This window comes from Pseudoclavibacter sp. AY1F1, from assembly GCF_002931075.1.
Taxonomy (GTDB): domain Bacteria; phylum Actinomycetota; class Actinomycetes; order Actinomycetales; family Microbacteriaceae; genus Pseudoclavibacter.
Genome location: NZ_PSTQ01000001.1, coordinates 416328 through 435562, shown reverse-complemented (window position 1 = coordinate 435562; position 19235 = coordinate 416328). Strand labels below are relative to the sequence as shown.

16 protein-coding genes and 1 other RNA gene are annotated in these 19235 nt (G+C 66.9%); 8 read left to right on the top strand and 9 right to left on the bottom strand.

The genetic code is table 11. The annotated features are described in order from the left end of the window. Positions 1-163: 163 nt before the first annotated feature. Positions 164-1603, bottom strand: a complete 1440-nt coding sequence (locus C5B85_RS02050; RefSeq protein WP_104284387.1) for a GuaB1 family IMP dehydrogenase-related protein — start codon at positions 1601-1603, stop codon at positions 164-166. A 144-nt stretch (positions 1604-1747) separates the two neighbouring features. Here C5B85_RS02050 and C5B85_RS02045 point away from each other — a divergent pair, with 144 nt between their 5' ends. Further along, the gene (locus C5B85_RS02045; protein WP_104284386.1) at positions 1748-5461 is read left to right on the top strand and encodes a multifunctional oxoglutarate decarboxylase/oxoglutarate dehydrogenase thiamine pyrophosphate-binding subunit/dihydrolipoyllysine-residue succinyltransferase subunit; all 3714 of its coding nucleotides are present in this window, start codon (positions 1748-1750) and stop codon (positions 5459-5461) included. 74 nt (positions 5462-5535) lie between these two features. On the opposite strand, the gene C5B85_RS02040 is transcribed toward C5B85_RS02045, so the two are convergent. From C5B85_RS02040 to C5B85_RS02030, 3 genes are read right to left on the bottom strand one after another with little or no spacing between them, the layout of a single operon-like run. After that, positions 5536-6075: a hypothetical protein gene (locus tag C5B85_RS02040; protein WP_104284385.1), complete on the bottom strand. Its 540-nt coding sequence runs from the start codon at positions 6073-6075 to the stop codon at positions 5536-5538. A 31-nt stretch (positions 6076-6106) separates the two neighbouring features. After that, positions 6107-6367, bottom strand: coding sequence for a zf-HC2 domain-containing protein (locus C5B85_RS02035; RefSeq protein WP_104284384.1), 261 nt, complete (start codon positions 6365-6367; stop codon positions 6107-6109). Next, a complete protein-coding gene (locus C5B85_RS02030; RefSeq protein WP_104284383.1) occupies positions 6364-6999 on the bottom strand; it encodes a sigma-70 family RNA polymerase sigma factor in 636 nt (211 codons plus the stop codon). Before C5B85_RS02030 ends, C5B85_RS02035 begins: the two co-directional genes overlap by 4 nt. A 160-nt stretch (positions 7000-7159) precedes the next feature. Here C5B85_RS02030 and aroA point away from each other — a divergent pair, with 160 nt between their 5' ends. From aroA to C5B85_RS02015, 3 genes are read left to right on the top strand one after another with little or no spacing between them, the layout of a single operon-like run. Beyond that, positions 7160-8605, top strand: a complete 1446-nt coding sequence (gene aroA, locus C5B85_RS02025; protein WP_104284382.1) for a 3-phosphoshikimate 1-carboxyvinyltransferase — start codon at positions 7160-7162, stop codon at positions 8603-8605. Between the two features lie 2 nt (positions 8606-8607). After that, positions 8608-9669, top strand: a complete 1062-nt coding sequence (gene rsgA, locus C5B85_RS02020) for a ribosome small subunit-dependent GTPase A (protein ID WP_104284381.1) — start codon at positions 8608-8610, stop codon at positions 9667-9669. Positions 9670-9694: 25 nt separating this feature from the next. Continuing rightward, the gene (locus C5B85_RS02015) at positions 9695-10510 is read left to right on the top strand and encodes an inositol monophosphatase family protein (protein ID WP_104284380.1); all 816 of its coding nucleotides are present in this window, start codon (positions 9695-9697) and stop codon (positions 10508-10510) included. Between the two features lie 27 nt (positions 10511-10537). Here the strand turns inward: C5B85_RS02015 and C5B85_RS02010 are convergent, their stop codons facing one another. Next, positions 10538-12085, bottom strand: a complete 1548-nt coding sequence (locus C5B85_RS02010; RefSeq protein ID WP_104284379.1) for an MFS transporter — start codon at positions 12083-12085, stop codon at positions 10538-10540. Between the two features lie 158 nt (positions 12086-12243). On the opposite strand from C5B85_RS02010, the gene C5B85_RS02005 reads away from it, so the two are divergent. The 3 genes from C5B85_RS02005 to C5B85_RS01995 all read left to right on the top strand — a co-directional run bounded on the left by C5B85_RS02005 (position 12244) and on the right by C5B85_RS01995 (position 14045). After that, the gene (locus C5B85_RS02005) at positions 12244-12825 is read left to right on the top strand and encodes a septum formation family protein (protein WP_104284378.1); all 582 of its coding nucleotides are present in this window, start codon (positions 12244-12246) and stop codon (positions 12823-12825) included. A gap of 9 nt (positions 12826-12834) precedes the next feature. After that, positions 12835-13278, top strand: a complete 444-nt coding sequence (locus C5B85_RS02000; protein WP_104284377.1) for a septum formation family protein — start codon at positions 12835-12837, stop codon at positions 13276-13278. Between the two features lie 152 nt (positions 13279-13430). After that, the gene (locus tag C5B85_RS01995; RefSeq protein WP_104284376.1) at positions 13431-14045 is read left to right on the top strand and encodes a DNA-3-methyladenine glycosylase I; all 615 of its coding nucleotides are present in this window, start codon (positions 13431-13433) and stop codon (positions 14043-14045) included. 106 nt (positions 14046-14151) lie between these two features. On the opposite strand, the gene ssrA is transcribed toward C5B85_RS01995, so the two are convergent. After that, positions 14152-14520, bottom strand: a transfer-messenger RNA (tmRNA) gene (gene ssrA / locus C5B85_RS01990). A gap of 171 nt (positions 14521-14691) precedes the next feature. Between ssrA and C5B85_RS01985 the strand changes: the two genes are divergently transcribed. Beyond that, positions 14692-16779, top strand: coding sequence for a hypothetical protein (locus C5B85_RS01985; RefSeq protein WP_104284375.1), 2088 nt, complete (start codon positions 14692-14694; stop codon positions 16777-16779). A gap of 105 nt (positions 16780-16884) precedes the next feature. On the opposite strand, the gene smpB is transcribed toward C5B85_RS01985, so the two are convergent. From smpB to ftsE, 3 genes are all read right to left on the bottom strand, one after another. After that, positions 16885-17361, bottom strand: coding sequence for an SsrA-binding protein SmpB (gene smpB / locus C5B85_RS01980; protein WP_068480072.1), 477 nt, complete (start codon positions 17359-17361; stop codon positions 16885-16887). A gap of 91 nt (positions 17362-17452) precedes the next feature. Beyond that, positions 17453-18364, bottom strand: a complete 912-nt coding sequence (ftsX, locus tag C5B85_RS01975) for a permease-like cell division protein FtsX (protein WP_104284374.1) — start codon at positions 18362-18364, stop codon at positions 17453-17455. Beyond that, entirely contained in the window at positions 18361-19203 is an 843-nt protein-coding gene (gene ftsE, locus C5B85_RS01970; RefSeq protein WP_104284373.1) for a cell division ATP-binding protein FtsE, read from the bottom strand. Before ftsE ends, ftsX begins: the two co-directional genes overlap by 4 nt. Positions 19204-19235: the final 32 nt, after the last annotated feature.

The window sequence follows — 19235 nt, the reverse complement described above, 5'->3', positions numbered from 1 at the left end:
CGGGTACCGAGTCGGGCGCTCTGCCCAGAGTGGGCAGTGCTCAAGCGGCGCGGAGTGCTCACGCCGGCGGAAGAAAGAAGGGCTGAGGGTGCGGATCGCGGAGGATGGTCATCGTCCATAGTTGCCACGCAGTATATCGAAGACCACCCTCAGCGGGCCGCGTCTACCAGGAGACAGGGAGGGCCTTGCCCTCTTCATAGCCGGCAGCCGACTGGATGCCGACCTTCGCGCGCTGTCGAAACTCGGGGAGCGAGTCGGCACCGGCGTAGGTGAACGATGAACGGACGCCCGTCGTGATCATGTCGATCAGGTCGTCGAGGCCCGGACGCTTGGGATCGAGCATGATCTTCGACGAGGAGATGCCCTCCGCGAAGAGCAGCTTGCGGGCGCGCTCGTACGGCTCGAGGTCCCCGAAGCGCGCCTCCACGGCCTTCGTCGACGCCATGCCGAACGACTCCTTGAACCAGTTCCCTGCCTCATCGGTCCGCACCGTGCCGGGAGCCTCGACCGTCCCGGCGAACCAGGATCCGATCATGACGGCCGAGCCGCCAGCGGCGAGCGCGAGCGCCACGTCACGCGGGTAGCGCACTCCCCCATCGGCCCAGACCCGCGCGCCCAATGCATGCGCCGTCTCCGAGGTCTCCAGGACCGCGGAGAACTGGGGGCGGCCAACTGCAGTCATCATGCGCGTCGTGCACATCGCGCCGGGGCCGACGCCGACCTTGATGATGCTGGCACCCGCGGACACGAGGTCGTGCACACCGCTCCCGCTAACCACGTTGCCCGCGACGATCGGGACGCCGAGTTCGGCACCGCGCACCGCTTCGATGGCACGGAGCATGCTGCCCTGGTGCCCGTGCGCCGTGTCCAGGACAAGCACGTCCGCGCCAGCCTCGACAAGCGCCCGCGCCCGCTCGAGGGCGTTGCGTGACACCCCGACCGCGACTGCGACTCGCAGTCGGCCACGCGCATCCAGAGCAGGCTGGTAGATCGTGCTGCGCAGCGCGCCGCTCGCCGTCACCGTGGCGAGCGAGCCGCCCTCGGTGCGCACGGGTGCGAAGCTCTCGCCCGCGGCGGCAAACGAGTTGAAGACCGCGCGGGAATCCCGCGCGAGGGCAACAGGTACCTCGTCGACGAAATGGTGGCTCAGATCCGAGAGGACGGCATCGCCCGGGACACGCGCGAGCGTCGACGCCTGCAGGACTCCCAGGACATCCCCGTTGGAGGCGAGCACGGAGACCCCGAAGCCCGCGACGGGCGGAACCAATTCGAGCACCGCACCGACGGTGGAATCCCCAGACGCGGTGAACGGGGTGTCCAGCACCGCGTCCTGCGACTTCACCCAGTTGATCGCCGTCTGCAGCTCCTCGAGCGACATGTCCTGCGGGAGCACGCCGAGCCCGCCACGGCGCGCGATCGCTGCGGCCATGCGCGGCCCGGTCACCGCGTTCATGTTCGAGGCCACCAGCGGGATCGTCATCCCTGTGCCGTCGTCAGGGGCGAGCGAGACGTTGAGCCTCGAACCCACATCTGATCGACTCGGGATGAGGAAGACATCGGAGTACGTGAGCTCGTGGTGGGGGGCTGGACCAGAGAAGTGCATGGCCTCCAGAATACGTTGCCGCGCCTCTGAACGTCCCACTTTCGCGCAGAGCGCTCGCCAAGCGCGTTAGGCTGTTCACTCGATGGGGTCGCCGCCCAGATTCGGCGCGTCCCGCATCCCTAGACGAACGCGAGACGAACTCAGGTGGCGAGTCATTTGACCAGTGCGGGTACAGACGAAGCAAAGTCCGATTTCGGGGCCAACGATTGGCTCGTCGAAGAGATGTACGAGAAGTACGTCAAGGACCCGAAGAGTGTCGACGAGGCATGGTGGCCGACACTCGAGCAGTACGCGAAGCAGCAGACCGCTGCACCGGTGAAGTCGACGCCAGCGGCTCAGCCGGCGAAGGCGCAGGCCACTCAGGCCCCGCAGGCCGAGGCGAAGAAGCCCGCGTCCGAGGGTGAGGCACGCAAGCAGGCGAAGACGACTGCCGCGGCCCCGCAGGAGAAGCTGATCCCAGCGGATGCACCAGCCGCCGACAAGGAGAAGGCACCGTCGCGCGAGAACATCGTGTCTCCGCTGAAGGGCATGGCGAAGGCCATCGCCAAGAACATGGACATCTCGCTGCAGGTGCCCACGGCGACGAGCTACCGCGAGATCCCCGCGAAGCTCATGATCGACAACCGCATCGTCATCAACAACCACCTCCGTCGCACCCGCGGCGGCAAGGTCTCGTTCACGCACCTCATCGGCTGGGCGCTCGTGAAGGCGCTCATCAAGTTCCCGAGCATGAACGTCTACTACGACGAGATTGACGGCAAGCCCTCGGCGATCGAGCCGGCCCACGTCAACCTGGGCATCGCGATCGACGTGCCGAAGCCAGACGGCACCCGTGCACTGGTCGTACCGAGCATCAAGCAGGCGGAGACGCTCAACTTCCGCGAATTCCTGGGTGCCTACGAGGAGCTCATTAAGCGCGGCCGCCAGAACAAGCTCAGCGGCGACGATTACGCGGGCACCACGATCTCCCTCACGAACCCCGGCGGCATGGGCACGCTCCAGTCGGTGCCGAGGCTCATGAAGGGCCAGGGCGCCATCATCGGCGCAGGCGCCCTCGACTACCCGGCCCCCTACCAGGGCATGGCGCAGCACGTCATCGACGACCTCGCGATCTCCAAGCGACTCACCATCTCGAGCACGTACGACCACCGCGTCATCCAGGGCGCGGGCTCTGGCGAGTTCCTCAAGATCGTGCACGAGCACCTCACGGGCCAGCACAACTTCTACGAGGAGATCTTCGCTTCGCTGCGCATCCCGTACAAGCCCGTCGTGTGGTCGCAGGACGTCCACGTCGACCTCGCTGCCTCCGTCAACAAGACGGCGCGCGTGCAGCAGCTCATCAACATGTACCGCGTACGCGGCCACATGATGGCGGACATCGACCCGCTGCAGTACGTGCAGCGCACGCACCCCGACCTCGAGATCGAGAATCACGGGCTCACGTTCTGGGACCTCGAGCGCGAGTTCGTCGCCGACGGCTTCGGCGGCAGCCAGCGGATGCTCAAGCTCCGCGAGATCCTTGGCATCCTGCGCGACTCCTACTGCCGCACGATCGGCATCGAGTACATGCACATCCAGGACCCTGAGCAGCGCGCCTGGTTCCAGGACGAGCTCGAGCACCCGTACACGAAGCCCACGCATGAAGAGCAGATGCGCATCCTCAACAAGCTCAACGAGGCTGAGGCGTTCGAGACGTTCCTGCAGACCAAGTACGTCGGCCAGAAGCGTTTCTCGCTGGAGGGCTCCGAATCGGTCATCTCGCTGCTCGACACGATCATCCAGGGTGCAGCCGAGGAGGACCTCGACGAGGTCGCCATCGGCATGGCGCACCGCGGCCGCCTCAACGTGCTCACCAACATCGCAGGCAAGACGTACGGCCAGATCTTCCGTGAGTTCGAGGGCGTCCAGTCCAGCTCGGGTCGCGGCAACTCGGGAGACGTGAAGTACCACCTCGGCATCGAGGGAACCTTCACGGCAGCTTCCGGTGCGACGATCCCCGTCTACCTCGCCGCCAACCCGTCGCACCTCGAGGCCGTCAACGGCGTGCTCGAGGGCATCGTGCGCGGCAAGATCGACCGCAAGGCCGACGGCCGGGACGCAGTGCTGCCAATCCTCATCCACGGTGACGCCGCGATGGCCGGCCAGGGTGTCGTCTACGAGACGATGCAGATGTCGCAGCTGCGCGCGTACCGCACTGGCGGCACGATCCACGTGAACATCAACAACCAGGTCGGCTTCACCACGACGCCGCGCGACGCACGCTCGTCGATGTACTCGACCGATGTCGCAAAGGCCATCTCGGCGCCGGTGTTCCACGTGAACGGCGACGACCCCGAGTCCGTGGCACGCGTCGCTGAGCTCGCGTTCGCCTACCGCCAGCGCTTCAAGCGCGACGTGGTCATCGACCTCATCTCGTACCGGCGCCGCGGCCACAACGAGGGCGACGACCCCTCGATGACGCAGCCCCTCATGTACAACCTCATCGAGGCGAAGCGCTCCGTGCGCAAGCTCTACGCCGAGGCGCTCGTCGGACGTGGCGACATCACGCAGGACGAGTTCGACGCGGCGCAGAAGGACTTCCACGACCGCCTCGAGCGCGCCTTCGCGGAGACCCACCAGGCGCAGACGCAGTCGACGCCCATCTCGCCCGCCGAGCTCTCGGCGGTTGGGTCACGCGAGGAGAACCACCGCTCCGAGCCCGATTCGACCGCGGTTGCCCGCGAGGTCGTCGAGATCATCGGCGATGCGCACGGGAACCCGCCTGAGGGCTTCTCGGTGCACACGAAGCTCAAGGCCGTCCTCTCGAAGCGCGAGCAGATGAGCCGCGAAGGCGGCATCGACTGGGCCTTCGGCGAGCTGCTCGCACTCGGCTCGCTGCTCATGGAGGGAACGCCAGTGCGCATGTCCGGCCAGGACTCGCGCCGTGGAACGTTCGTGCAGCGCCACGCCCTGTTCCACGACCGCCTCAACGGGCAGAACTGGCTGCCGCTGTCGAACCTCAGCGACAACCAGGCGCCCATCTCGATCTACGACTCCTTCCTGAGCGAGTACGCGGTGCTCGGCTTCGAGTACGGCTACTCGGTGGAGCGGCCAGACGCCCTTGTGCTCTGGGAAGCGCAGTTCGGCGACTTCGTCAACGGCGCGCAGACCATCATCGACGAGTTCATCTCGGCGTCCGAGCAGAAGTGGAACCAGCGTTCGAGCGTCGTGCTGCTGCTCCCCCACGGCTACGAGGGCCAGGGCCCCGACCACTCGTCCGCCCGCATCGAGCGCTTCCTGACGCTCGCGGCCGAGGAGAACATGACGGTCGCGATGCCGTCGACGCCCGCGTCGCACTTCCACTTGCTGCGCCGCCAGGCGTACGCCAGGCCCCGCAAGCCGCTCGTGATCTTCACGCCCAAGTCGATGCTGCGCCTGCGCAGTGCCGTCTCGCCGGTCGAGGACTTCACGCAGGGGTCCTTCCGCCCCGTCCTCGACGACGAGCGGATCGCCGACAAGGCGGCCGTGCGCCGGGTCGTGCTGCACGCCGGCAAGCTGCATTACGACCTCCGTGCCGAGCTCGACAAGCGTGAGGACACGACCGTCGCGCTCGTACGGCTCGAGCAGTTCTACCCGATGCCGGGCGAGGAGATCAACCGTCTCCTGGCCGAGTACCCGAACGCTGAGATCGTGTACGCGCAGGACGAGCCGGAGAACCAGGGCGCCTGGCCGTTCATCCGCACGCACCTCGCGCCGATGCTCGAGGGACGCACGATCCGCGCGGTCACGCGACCGGAGTCTTCGGCACCTTCCGTCGGCACGATGAAGGCCCACCAGCGTCAGCAGGCTGAGCTCATCGAAGGTGTGCTCGCCGAGTAGGCGCCGCAGAACACGAAGAAGGCGCCAGCCCCGAATTCTCGGGGCTGGCGCCTTCTTCGTGTGTGAGGCCGCTGCTAGCGGCCGATGAGCAGGGCAACCGCGTCGTCGAGGTAGGCGGCGAGCGATTCCACACTGCTTGACCCCAGGCCGGCCTGTGCGCCAGGGACAGCACCCCAGTGCAGGACGACCTCGCCGTCGACGACTTCGAGCCCCGGATGCGCATCCGCGCCCAGTCCGTCGGACAGCTGGATGCTGATCGCACCGTAGTTCACGGTCTCGCCGAGCTCGAACCCGGACCGCAGGGCCGCCAGCTGCACGCGACGCCGGTGGGCGGCAAGGGCTGACTGCTCGTTGTAGTGGTCCGGCTGCTTCGCGACACGGACGACTGAGCCGACACGGAAGAGCGCTCCGCTCTCGTCGAGCAGGAGTTCACGGAGCCGCCACACTCGCGAGATCCGACGCATGACCGGACCCCGCCTGATGCCAAGCACAGGGCGACGCTCGACGAGCTCGCCAAGTGTCTCCCGCCGCGCGCCCTTTTCAGTGAGCTCGGCAACCGCCTCTTCGATGCGCGCCGAGAGGCGGAGCCATGCGGCGCTGCTGTCAGGACTCATGAACGGAGAACGGCGTCGGGGCGACCACGCCCTACTTCGCGACGGGTGTGCCGTGCGAGCGCTGGATGTTCCGCAGCTGGTCAAGCACGTGCAGACGCAGCTCCTCCGGGGCGCGTTCCTTGCAGGCTCGCTGCACAACCTCCATGAGAGAGCGGTTCACGTGGAGCTCGCTCTCGCAGTCCTTGCAGTGCTCCAGGTGCTCGCGAATATCGCTCGCATCCGTACTCGCGAGTTCATTGCGCAGGTACTCCTCGAGGGCGTCCTTGGCTTTCTCGCAGCCGCAATCGGTCATTTCTTGCTCCCTGTTTCCTGCTCGTCCCCGTCCAGGGGCGGAATGATGCCGTTCTCCCGCGCGTAGCCGGTGAGGCGGTCGCGCAGCAGTCGCCTGCCGCGGTGGAGCCGCGACATGACGGTGCCGACGGGGGTCTTCATGATGTCTGCGATCTCCTTGTAGGAGAAGCCCTCGACGTCCGCGAGGAACACCGCGAGGCGGAAGTCCTCCGGGATGGCCTGGAGGGCGTCCTTCACCGTCGAATCGGGAAGGTGGTCGATGGCCTCGGCCTCAGCCGAGCGCGACGATGTCTGGGCTGTCGCAGACTCGGCACCGCCGAGCTGCCAATCCTCGAGGTCCTCGAGCGCGTTCGCGTACGGCTCCCGCTGCTTCTTCCTGTACGAGTTGATGAAGAGGTTCGTGAGGATGCGATACAGCCACGCCTTGAGGTTCGTGCCCTGCTCGAAGCGCCCGAACGCGACGAAGGCCTTCACGAAGGTCTCCTGCACGAGGTCCTGTGCATCTGCGGGGTTTCGAGTCATGCGCATTGCCGCCGCGTACAACTGGTCGATGTACTGCAGCGCCTGCTCCTCGAACAGTTGCCGGAGTTCGTCCTGATCTGGGGTCGCCTGGGGCGACTTCTGCTCACTCATTACGCGTGAGTGTACTGCCGTGCGCCTCTCGGCGGCTTGACGCCTCGGCGGCGCGAGCGTTGTCTGCAAGGGCTGCCCTCCTCTTCGGTGTCTGGCGGATGTCGTGCGGAATCGGATTTCCGAGTGGTGCAAGCGCCACTGGCGGTATCGTTGTCAACCAATGGAGATCTTTGGCTATTCCGGACCACGCTTCGACCTGTACCGAGATGACGAGGGCAGCGAGCCGCTGACCCTCGGCGACGGTCCCTGGGACGCCCCGACGGCAACAGCGCCGATCGACGCGCGGCTGCAGATTCCGGGTTCGAAGAGCCTCACGAACCGCGAGCTTGTCCTGTCCGCGCTCGCCGCCGCGCCGTCGAAGCTCCGGCATCCGCTGTGGGCGCGCGACACGGAGCTGATGATCGAGGCGTTGCGACAGCTCGGCACGCAGATCACCGAGGTCCCCGGCGATGGCCGATTCGGCAACGATCTCGAGATCGTCCCCGGCGAGCTCGAGGGCGGCGTCTCCATCGACTGCGGCCTGGCAGGCACGGTCATGCGTTTCGTCCCGCCCCTCGCATCCCTCGCGCTCGGCCCAGTCGCCTTCGACGGCGACGAGGCGGCGCGCAGACGCCCCATGAAGGGCACGGTGGATGCCCTCAAGGCGCTCGGCGTCGAGGTGCGTGACGACGGCAGGGGTGGACTGCCCTTCTCCCTCTACGGGACTGGCGAGGTGACGGGCGGCGAGGTCACGATCGACGCCGGAGCATCCAGCCAGTTCGTGTCCGGTCTCCTCATGGCGGGGGCGCGCTTCAGCGAGGGCCTCACGCTCATCCACTCCGGCGCTCGCGTGCCGAGCCAGCCGCACATCGACATGACGCTTGCCGCCCTCCGAGACCGCGGCGTCGAGATCGACGACTCCGAGGCAGGCACGTGGCGCGTCAGCGCCGGTGCCATCGAAGGGCGCGAGCTCACGATCGAGCCAGACCTGTCGAACGCCGAGCCCTTCCTCATCGCCGCGATCGTCGCAGGCGGCAGCGTCGCCATCGAGGACTGGCCGGAGTCGACGACGCAGGTCGGCTCGCATCTCGAGCATCTGCTCCCGCTGTTCGGCGCGCAGATCTCGGTCGCTGACGGCGTGCTCACCTGCACGGTAGAGCGCGGAATCGCCGAGGGGGCAGAGCTTCCCGGGGTCGACCTGGACCTCTCCGAAGCGGGGGAGCTTGCGCCCAACCTGGCTGCGCTGTGTGGCCTCTGCACGACGACCAGCCGCATCACCGGCATCGCGCACCTCCGTGGCCACGAGACCGACCGAGTCGCTGCCATCGCGGCCGAGCTGCGCGGCATCGGCTGCGAGGTCAACGAGCTCGAAGACGGGCTCGAGATCGTTCCCGGCCCCCGCACGGCGCACGAGTGGCGCAGCTACGAGGATCACCGCATGGCGACCTCCGGTGCCATCGTCGGCCTGGCGATCGAGGGCGTCACTGTCGATGACATCCATGCCACGAACAAGACCCTCCCCCAGTTCACGCAGCTCTGGCAGGACATGCTCGAGCAAGGCGCTGTCACCGCGGCCGATGAGGTCGAGGACGACGGCAGCGTCGACCTCACCGCCTTCAGCATCTGACCGTGGCCCGTTCACTCGGCGACGCGTTCGACGCCTACGGAGACTGGGACGAGGATGACTTCCGCGGGCGCCCGAATCCGAAGGCGAACCGGCCGCGGTCGAAGCAGCGCCCGAAGCATGCCGACGCCGTGACCGGACGAGTCGTCACGGTCGACCGCGGGCGCTACACGGTGCTGCTCGACGAGAGCACGCCGGAGGAGCGCACTGTCACGGCCGCCAAGGCGAGGGAGATCGGCCGCACGGCGATCGTGACGGGTGACTTCGTCGACATCGTCGGCGACACGACGGGCGACGCGGGCAGCCTCTCACGCATCGTCCGCATCTGCGAGCGCAAGACCCTGCTCCGCCGGAGTGCCGACGACACGGACCAGGTCGAACGCGTCATCGTCGCGAACGCCGACCAGATGCTGATCGTCGCGGCAACGGCGCAGCCGGAGCCGCGGCCCAGGCTCATCGACCGGTACCTCGTCGCCGCGCTGGATGCGGGCATCCAGCCACTGCTTGTCCTCACTAAGACCGACGTCGCACCAGCCGACGAGCTGCGCGCGCTGGTTGAGCCGCTCGGTGTCAAGGTCTTCGAGTCGCGCCCGGGAGGCGAGCCGATCGATGAGCTCCGCGCGGCCCTCGCCGGACACACGACCGTCGCCGTCGGGCACTCCGGCGTCGGCAAGTCGACCCTCGTGAACGCCCTTGTACCCGGAACGCTCCGGGAGACCGGAGTTGTCAACGCCGTGACGGGGCGCGGAAGGCACACCTCCTCCTCCACGCTTGCCGTCCGTGTCGAAGACGCAGACGGGCACTCCAGCTGGATCATCGACACCCCCGGGGTCCGTTCCTTCGGGCTCGGTCACGTCGATCGCGACAACGTGCTGCGCGGGTTCACCGAGCTCGCGATGATCGCAGAGGACTGCCCGCGCGGCTGCACGCACCGGGCGGATGCCCCGGATTGCGCCCTCGACGACGCCGCACGTGACGGCGAACTCGACGAGGCAGGAATCGCGCGGCTCGACTCCCTGCGCCGACTCTTCATGTCGCTCGACCAGGCGGCGGACGCGAGCTACTAGCCAGGCGCTGGCCTAGGCTGAGCTTGTGGCCACCGAACTCCTGCACCCGCTCTCCTCCGACCTCCGCCTCGCGCGCGAGCTCGCAGACATCGCCGACGCGACCTCGATGAAGCACTTCAACTCGCGCTCGCTCGGGGTGTATGAGAAAGAGGACCGCACGCCGGTGACGGATGCGGACCGCGCCGTCGAGCAGGCGCTGCGGGCGCGGCTCGCGGAAACCAGGCCAAGCGACTCGATCCTCGGCGAGGAGTACGGCTCGCAGGGCAACTCCCGCCGCCAGTGGATCATCGATCCGATCGACGGCACCGCGAACTTCATGCGCGGCATCCCGATCTGGGCGACGCTGATCTCCCTCGTCATCGACGGGGTTCCCGAGGTGGGCGTCGTCTCCGCCCCGGGCCTCAACCGCCGATGGTGGGGCGCCACCGGCCAGGGTGCGTACCTGGACGATGACCTCAGCGACAGCGACGTCGCGACCGACAGGCGCATCCAGGTGAGCGCCGTCGACGAACTCGAGCGTGCATCCCTCAGCTACAACAGCCTGAAGGGCTGGGACGAGGCCGGCCGCTCCGCGCAGCTGCTCGAGTTCAGCCGCGCCATCTGGCGCACGCGCGCCGTCGGCGAGGTCTGGTCGTACATGCTGGTCGCGGAGGGCGCGATGGAGATCGCCGGGGAGTTCGACCTGCAGCCGTACGACATGGCGGCCATCGTGCCGATCATCGTCGAGGCCGGTGGAACGTTCACGAGCATGGACGGCGCGCAGGGGCCCTGGCACGGCAGCGCCCTCGCGACGAACGGCTTGCTGCACCAGCAGGCACTCGAGGCGCTCGCCGCACGCTGAGCATCCCGGAGCTTTGACGAGGCGGGGTCACTCCCCCGCGAGTTGTGCGCGTTCTCGCCTGCGATGGCCGACGAGGTCGACGATGGCGACCACAAGCGTCAGGCAGGACAAAGCGATGACCACGATCAGGCCGCCCGCGACGGAAGCCTTGTACGCCTCCTGCACGGCAGGCGAACTCGTATCCGGGCCCGCTGATCCCACGACCTGGAGTGCGGCGACTCCGGCGAAGAACACGGAGCTGCCGATCGCCAGCCCCATGGCGTTGCCGAGGCGCTGGCCGACCTGCGCGAACGAACCGGCTATGCCCGCCTGCTCCACGGGAACGTGCAACAGCATCCGCATCTGGTTCGCTCCCATGACGAGGCCTGCTCCCGCCCCGGAGATGACCAGGGATGCGCTGACCAGGTACGGCGAGAGCTCCGGCTCCGCGAGCTGCGTGACAACCAGGACAACCGTGTAGCCAACGGCGAAGAGCGCGACGCCGATCGCGACGAGGGTCGCGCCGTGCCGGAACGTCCACCTCCCGGAGACCGCAGCGACCACCGCCGAGGTCAGCGCGTATGGCACGGACACCGCGCCGACGAGCACCGCCGGGTGTCCGAGTCCCTGCTGCAAGAAGAGCGTCACAAGAAGGAAGCCGACCGGCATGGCGGCGAAGAACAGCGTCGTGATCAGCACCCCGTAGCGATACGAGGGAGTGCGAAAGAGCGCGAAGTCGACGACGGGAGTCTTGCCCTGGCGAAGGTACCGCCGCTCCCAGAGGATGAAGCCGACGAAGAAGCCGAGCGCGGGCACAAGCAGCCACCACCGAGCCGGGTCGTCGGTGCTTCGTCCGGAAGTCAGGACGAACGGGAGCATCGTCGTGAGCACCGCGAGCCCGAGCAACGCGACGCCGAAGAGGTCGAGGGTCTGCCCGCGCGCCACCTCCTGCTTCACCGGGAGCAGGCGCCAGGCGAACGGGAGCACGATGAGGGCGAGCGGCACGTTCATCGCGAACGTCCACCGCCAACCCGCCTCCTCACCGAGGAGACCGATGAGCAGGCCGCCGATCGTCGGCCCGAACGCCGTCCCGAGGCCGATGATCGCGCCGAAGATGCCGAACGCGCGACCCCGCTCCTGCCCGGTGAAGAGCTGCTGGATGAGGCCGAGCACCTGGGGCATCAGGATGCCGGCCGCGAAGCCCTGCAGGATTCGCCCGCAGATGAGCATCCCGGTGCTGACACTGAGCGCGCACACGAGCGAAGCGAGCCCGAAAGCGATCAGGCCGATGAGGAAGAGGCGCTTGCGGTTCCACAGGTCGCCGAGCCGGCCGGACGGCACAAGGAGGATACCGAACGCCAGGACGTAGCCCGCGACGATGAGTTGGACATCCGAGGAGGCCGCTCCGAGCGTGTGCTCGATGGGGCCGAGCGTGACGTTGACCTTCGCGAGGTCAAGGATCGTAAGCACGGCCACCGCTGCGCACACGGCGAAGGCGGGCCAGCGCGAGGCTTCCTCGGTCGAACGCCCGCCCGACGGCGAGTCGTCGAGGCTGGGGACTGAGTGCTGCGTGGGGGAAGTCGCATCTGCTGACATATGCAGCACATGCTACGCCGCCGCCCCAGCTCGGCAGGGGCAGCGCGCCCGTCGCCGGCTCAGTGGTGATCCTCGGGAAGGCCGCAATACACTGGTCGGGTCGCGTCAGCAGCAGCGACAAGAACCTCTGAACCCAGTTCATCCCAGGAGGAGCAACGATGCGAACCGCAGCTGTACGAAGCGCCGCCGGCGCGTCCGTCGGGCTCGCCGCCCTTCTCCTGCTCAGCGGATGCACGCTGGTCACGACGCTCGCCGGTGGCGGCTCCGACCCAGTGGTCACGACAACCTCGACATCCACGACCGAGTCGACGGAATCGGCGACACCCACGGATTCCGAGTCGCCGACGCCCACGCCGACCCCCACTTCGGTTGCAGGCACGATGACGGGCATCGAGGACCTGATCGTGGGCGATTGCTTCGACCTCGAGTCCGGCGCGGACGACGCCGAGCTGTTCCCGAACTGCGACACGCTCCACACCTACGAGGCATACCACTCCGAGGACATGACCGGCGGCGACACGTTCCCCGGCGACTCGGCCATCGACACTGCGCTCGAGGACATCTGCTCCGCAGCCTTCACCGGCTTCATCGGCGCCGAACCCCTCCTCACGAGCTGGAACTACACGGGCATCGTCCCGAGCGCCGAGTCGTGGGCCGGTGGCGACCGCGAGGTGCTCTGCATCGTCACCCCCGTCGACGGCCAGCCCACGGCGGGAAGTGCTGAGGGTTCCGCCAGCTAGCCTGGTGTCGTGGCCTACCGACGCTCTGCTTCCCTCCTGACCGCGCTGCTCGTTGGCGGCGCGCTGGCGTCCTGCGCCTCAGCGCCCGAATCGCCGCGAGTCGTTCCGATCACGGAGCTGAGTGTCGGGGACTGCTTCTCGTCGGATGCGGAGCTCACCGTGGCGACGCTCGCCGCGTCCTGCGAGACCCCGCACCTCTACGAGGTCATGTCGATTTCGCCCAGCGGACTCGGTGAGACATTCCCGGGCGATGAGGCTCTCGCCGCCGAGGCTGACGAGATCTGCTCGGCCGACTTCCAGGGGATGGGCCGGGACGCGATTGCCGGCCTCGTCGCGTTGCATCTGGTCCCGAGCGAGGCCAGCTGGACCGACGGCGACCGAGATGTGGCCTGTCTGCTTGCGGCAAGCGACGGAGCCGAGCTGACCGGCTCCCGCCTCCCCGCCGGGAGCTAGCCCTCGAGCCTGTTCGCTCACCTGTGGATGGACGACCAGGAGTGTCCGTGGCTCCGAGTAGCGTTCTCCGCACAGCAAGTTCTCGATCAGTGCCGTCCGCGTCCCTTCAGGTCCGCGGAGATTGCAGGATTCCGCGTCAGAGAGGAATTCCCATGCCAACAACACCCACCACGTCTGACCTCGTCGTCGGCGCGGACGGACTCGCCCGCCCGCTCTGGGCGAGCCAAGATCAACTCCTCATGGATTACTACGACACCGAATGGGGTATGCCGATCACCGATGAGCGGGGAGTCTTCGAGCGACTCTGCCTCGAGATCTTCCAGTCGGGCCTCTCATGGCGGCTCATCCTGCAGCGTCGGCCACTGCTCCGCCAGGCCTTCGCGGGTTTCGACGTCGACGCCGTCGCACGCTTCGACGAGACGGACTTCGAACGCCTGATGCTCGACCCCGGCGTCATCCGCAACCGCCTCAAGATCACGTCGATCATGAAGAACGCGCGCGCGACGATCGAACTTCGCGGAAGCGAGCCGCTGCACGAGCTGATCTGGAGCGCCAAGCCCGCGTCCACGCCGCGACCGGCCTCCGCCGCGGAGGTGCCGAGCACTAGCGATGAATCGCGCCTGCTCACGAAGCAGCTCAAGTCGCGCGGGTTCAGCTTTGTCGGTCCGACAAACCTGTTCGCGCTCATGGAGGCCATCGGCATCGTCGATACCCATCTCGTCGGAAGCCATCGGCGGGGCGCCTCTGGCGTATGGCCCGAAGGCTGACTCAGGTGTACCCAAGTCGAGGGACGGCCGCGCGGCGAGAGACAACAAAGCCCCGGCCGCCCGGCAAGATGCTGGGTGACCGGGGCTCATGTTCATGACGTGGGTTTCGTGGAGATGGGGGGAATCGAACCCCCGTCCACAACTACGAAACCGCGGCTTCTCCGGGTGCAGTCTGTCTACTGTTCTACTTGGCTCCGATCATGGGGACAGACACCTTGATCGACGAGCCCAGTTCCAGTTCAAGTCCCGTGGTGCCCTGAAACACAACACCACAGCAAGTTCCCTAAATGACGCCAGCTACCGGAGCGGGAACTCCCCCGGGCTGACGGACTATCGGACTCGCTTAAGCAGCGAGGGCGAAGTCGGTGCGCTTAGCGTTAGCACCTATGTTTTGCGAGGGGCGTTTACGAGATAACCCCGCATCCTCGACCCGCTTCACGCCGATTCACCAGTCATGTCGAAACCGATCATCCCCGTGAGCCGAGTCTCCTCGGCGGCGTTCCACGTCATGAACACTGTTGAGTTACGTCTGCCAGAAGAACTGGCAGCTACTAAACATACGTCAAGACGGTCGAGAAATCCAGGTCCTGGCGGGCTCAGGGCAAGCCTGAAGGCGATTACCGGGAGGACCAGTAACCTGAACCCCATGAGCGGCAATGACTTTGAAGGATTCGGGCGCCCGAATTGGCAGAAGCCCGAGAACGGCGACGATCACGCCCAGGAGTCCGGGGGCGAGTCTCAAGAGGCGCGGGCGGATGACGTACCGCAGCCAGAACACACTCAGGTGCCGGAGCATCCCGAGGCGGGCGAGCACACCGCCGGGGCCGGAGCGCCTTCTGGACACGAGGGTTTCGGCGCCCACTTCGGCCGGCCGGCCGAGGCGCAGCCGAACGTCTCGGCACCATCAGCGGGTGCCTATGACGCGCCAGCGGCGCCCACCTGGCCCCCGGCCGCTGAGCAGTCAGCAAAGGACGACGCACAGAGCGCTACGCCAGAGCCGATGAGCCACGACGAGTCCACTCCGGACCAGAACAGCACCGAGGTGCTGGGGTTCGGCGAGGGAAACCAGACTGCGGTTCTCGGTCGTGGCGACAGCAATCAGACCGAGATCCTCGGCGATGGCGCACCCGCGGCACCGAGCTGGGAGCAGTCTCCAGCCCAGGAGCCGGCCGCTTGGAGCAGTCAGGCCTCCGCGGCCCCGCCCGCGCCCAGCTGGGACCAGCAGCCTTCTGCCCCCGCGTGGGGCCAGTCGACGCCCGAGGGCCAGGATGCACCGACCACGCAGACCCCCGCATGGAACGCACCGGACGCCGCCCAGGCAGCCCCGGGACAGGCACACCCCGAGCAAGGGGCCGGTGGCTTCAATGCGCCTGGCTACGGCGCCGTGAACAGCGCGCCCAACTACGGTGGCCAGAACGACGCACCAGCCTTCGGTTCGACTGCACCCGAGGCCGCGGCTCCCGCGTTTGGTGCCGCCTACGGCGCGCAGCAGCAGGCGGGGGCTTGGAACGGAACCCCCGAGAACCAGACGCCAGCTCCCTACGCGCCAGGCCAGGCTCCGGGGCAAGTCGTCGGCGCACCAGCCTTCGGCGGCAACGGCGGAGGAGGCTTCCAGGGTGGCGGCCCCTCCGGCCCGAACGACTTCGGCAACGGAGCACCCACCAAGAAGCCCTGGTTCCGCAAGCCCGCGATCCTGATTCCGGCGATCATCGGCGTTGTTGTCCTCATCGGAGCCGCGGTGGCGATCCCGGTGACCATTCACAACAACAATGTGAACAAGGGCGACGAGCTCGCGGCCGCGTTCCAGACGGACCTCGAGGCGCACTACGCCGACTGGACCGACGAGAACCTCGATCTCGCATCCAACGTGACGATCTCCGCGTCCCTCGGCGAGAACACTGATTTCTTCTCCCAGTCAGCGGCGCAGATGTCTGACTTCTCGACGCGATGCGGGAACGTCGCCACGGCCGAGACCACGATCACCGATCTGGCCGGGTCGACCGTGCCGTCGCTCACCGTCGAAGACGGCGCCGACGCATCCGAGGCCTACAAGGCTGCTCAGACGGAAAGCGACGGGCTCAACGACCGACGGGACATCGTCGCGAACTTCGCCGACACGGCGAGCGCCGACGTCGCGGCCCTCCAGCAGTTCTGCGAGGCGTTCCCGAAGTACAACTCGATCTACAACACGTTCGGCACGCAGCTGGCATCCCTGTCCACGACGGTCTTCACGATCCCGAACGGGCAGAACATCGACCTCGGCAACAACCTGTACTACCCGTGCAACGTGTCGACCGGCTGCCCGGACTACAGCGACCCGAACATCGGCACGAAGATCGCCGACGCCATCAAGTCGACCTACGTCGACTTCTACCGCGGCATCGCCGACCTGGCAGCGTCCGAGTGCTTCCTTGATGAACTCGCCGACGTGTGCACGAGCTACAGCACGGAGTTCGGCAAGGCTGCGGATGCCGCGCAGGCAGCATCCGACTCGTACCGCTCTGAGACGCTCAACTTGACAGTCGGCGCGGTTCCGTTCGGGAACTCAGCGCCGCTCTTCACGGCGATGTTCGACTCGTTCGACGCCGCCGATGCGGCCGTGCAGACCGCCTGGTGGGGTGCAGACCCCTCCTCAGACGGACAGACAGACCGCGGCTGGCAGTCACGCAGCCTGAAGACGCTGCTCTCCGCTCATGAGAGCTCGATCGCGACGCTCGTCGAGAGCGTGCGCTAAAGCGCCTCAGCAGCAGACATCGATGCGGCCCCTGATCCAGTAGATCAGGGGCCGCATCGTTATTGAGCGACGGTGAGGCGGAGCATCGGCTCGCCGGGCTCGGGGCTACTCCCCCATGTACTTGCGCGAGGAGACGGCGCGGTCAGCCTCACGCTTGTCCTGCCGCTCCCGCAAGGCGTGGCGCTTGTCGAACTCACGCTTGCCCTTCGCGACGGCCAGCTCGACCTTGGCGCGGCCGTTCAGGAAGTACAGCGTCAGCGGCACAAGCGTGTATCCGCCCTCTTTTGTCTTCATAGCAAGCTTGCGGATCTGTTCCTTGTGGAGCAGCAGCTTGCGCTTGCGGCGCGGTGCGTGGTTGTTCCAGGTGCCTTCGAGGTACTCGGGGATGTGCACGGCGTCGAGCCAGGCCTCACCGCGGTCGATGTACGCGTATCCGTCGACGAGGGATGCGCGCCCCTGACGGAGCGACTTCACCTCGGTCCCGTTGAGCACGATGCCAGCTTCGAGGGTGTCCTCGATCAGATAGTCGTGCCTGGCTCGACGGTTCGTCGCGACAGGCTTTGTCCCTTGCTCCTTTGGCATGGCCTTTTCCTCTCTCGACGGCAAACGATGGACAGCCCGCAATCATACGACACGGGCTGTCCATCGGTCTACCATGCGGCCTGCGAGCGCGTCAGACCTTCAGGTACTTATTGATTGCGATGCGTGCGGAGACCCAGGCGAGCAGCACGCTCACCACGAGCAGCACTGGTACCGCGAGCAGCGCCTCTGGAACTCCGATGAGCGCGACGAATGGCAGTTGCCTGCCGAGGTACCCCTGCACGAAGAAGTGCGCGATGGCCAGCGTCGCGCCTGAAGCGAGGACGGCACCGATGAGGGCCGCCACGATTCCTTCAAGGATGAAGGGCGCTTGGATGTAGCGGTTCGACGCTCCCACAAGGCGCATGATCCCGATCTCCCGGCGTCGGCTGATGGCCGAGAGGCGAATCGTGGTCGCGATGAGGAGCGCAGCGGCGACGAGCATCACGACGGCGACGCCGATGGCGGAGAGGCTCGCGACGTTGAGCAACTCGAAGATGCTCTCGAGGTACTGGCGTTGGTCGGTGACCGCTTCCACTCCGTCGTAGCCCTCGAGCTGCTGGATGATGATGTCCGCCTGGTCAGGATCCGTGAGCGTGATGAGGAAGCTCTCGGAAAGGTACTCGGGCTCGACAAACGAGACGATCGGGTCGCCGGCGAACTGCTGCTGGAAGTTGGCGTATGCCTGATCCTGGTCTTCGAACTCGTACTCGCTGATGTATGGCGTCAGCACGGCCCCCTGCAGGGCGGTTTCGACGGCCTCGCGCTGCGACTCGCTCGCCTGACCGCCTGCGCAGTTGGGGGCGCTCGAGACCGAGGAGCAGAGGTCGACGGAGACCTGCGCACGGTCGTACCAGAACGACTTCATGCTGCTGATCTGCTGCTGCATGAGGATCCCGGCGCCGACGAACGTTAGCGAGACGAAGGTCACGAGCACGACGGAGATAACCATGCTCGAGTTGCGACGCAGCCCCTGCCACATCTCCGCAAATACGCGGCCGATCATTTGACGTCTCCAGTGTTCTTCGTGGTCGATTCGCCGGCGACGCGCGAGGCGATCGAGTCGGCGATGGATGTAGGTGCCTGCGATTCGACGTGTGACGCGTCGTCATGCTCGAGCTGGTTCGCGGCCTCGGTCTCGGCCTCCGTGAGCGGCACGACGCCGGGCTGATAGACGCCGTCGGACTCGTCGCGCATGATGATGCCGCCATCGAGCTCGATGACGCGCCTGCGCTCCTCGTCCACGATCGAGACGTCGTGCGTCGCCATGACGACGGTTGTGCCGTTCGCGTTGATGCGCGTCAGGAGGCGCATGATGCCGCGGCTCGTGACGGGGTCGAGGTTTCCGGTGGGCTCGTCCGCGAGGAGGATGTCCGGCTTGTTGACAACGGCGCGGGCGATCGCCACGCGCTGCTGCTCGCCGCCGGAGAGCTCGTGCGGGAAGCGGTTCGCTTTGTCTCCGAGGCCCACGGTCTCGAGGACGTCGGGGACGGCCTTCGCGACGTGGCCCCGCGACTTTCCGAGCGCCTCAAGGGCGTAGGCGACGTTCTCGAAGACGGTCTTCCCAGCGAGGAGGCGGAAGTCCTGAAACACCATGCCGATGCTGCGCCGGTAGTACGGCACCTTGCGGTTGGAGATGCGGCGCAGGTCCTGGCCTAGGACGTGGACCTGCCCACGGCTCGGCGCGTCTTCCCGGAGGATGAGGCGGAGGACGCTGGACTTGCCGGACCCGGAGGGCCCGACAAGGAACACGAACTCACCGCGCAGCACCTCGAAGGTGATGTCGTCGAGTGCGGGGGCGGCGGTGCCAGGGTAGACCTTGGCGACGTTATCGAATCTGATCATGGCGCTAACAGGGTAGGCACCGGATCCGCTCC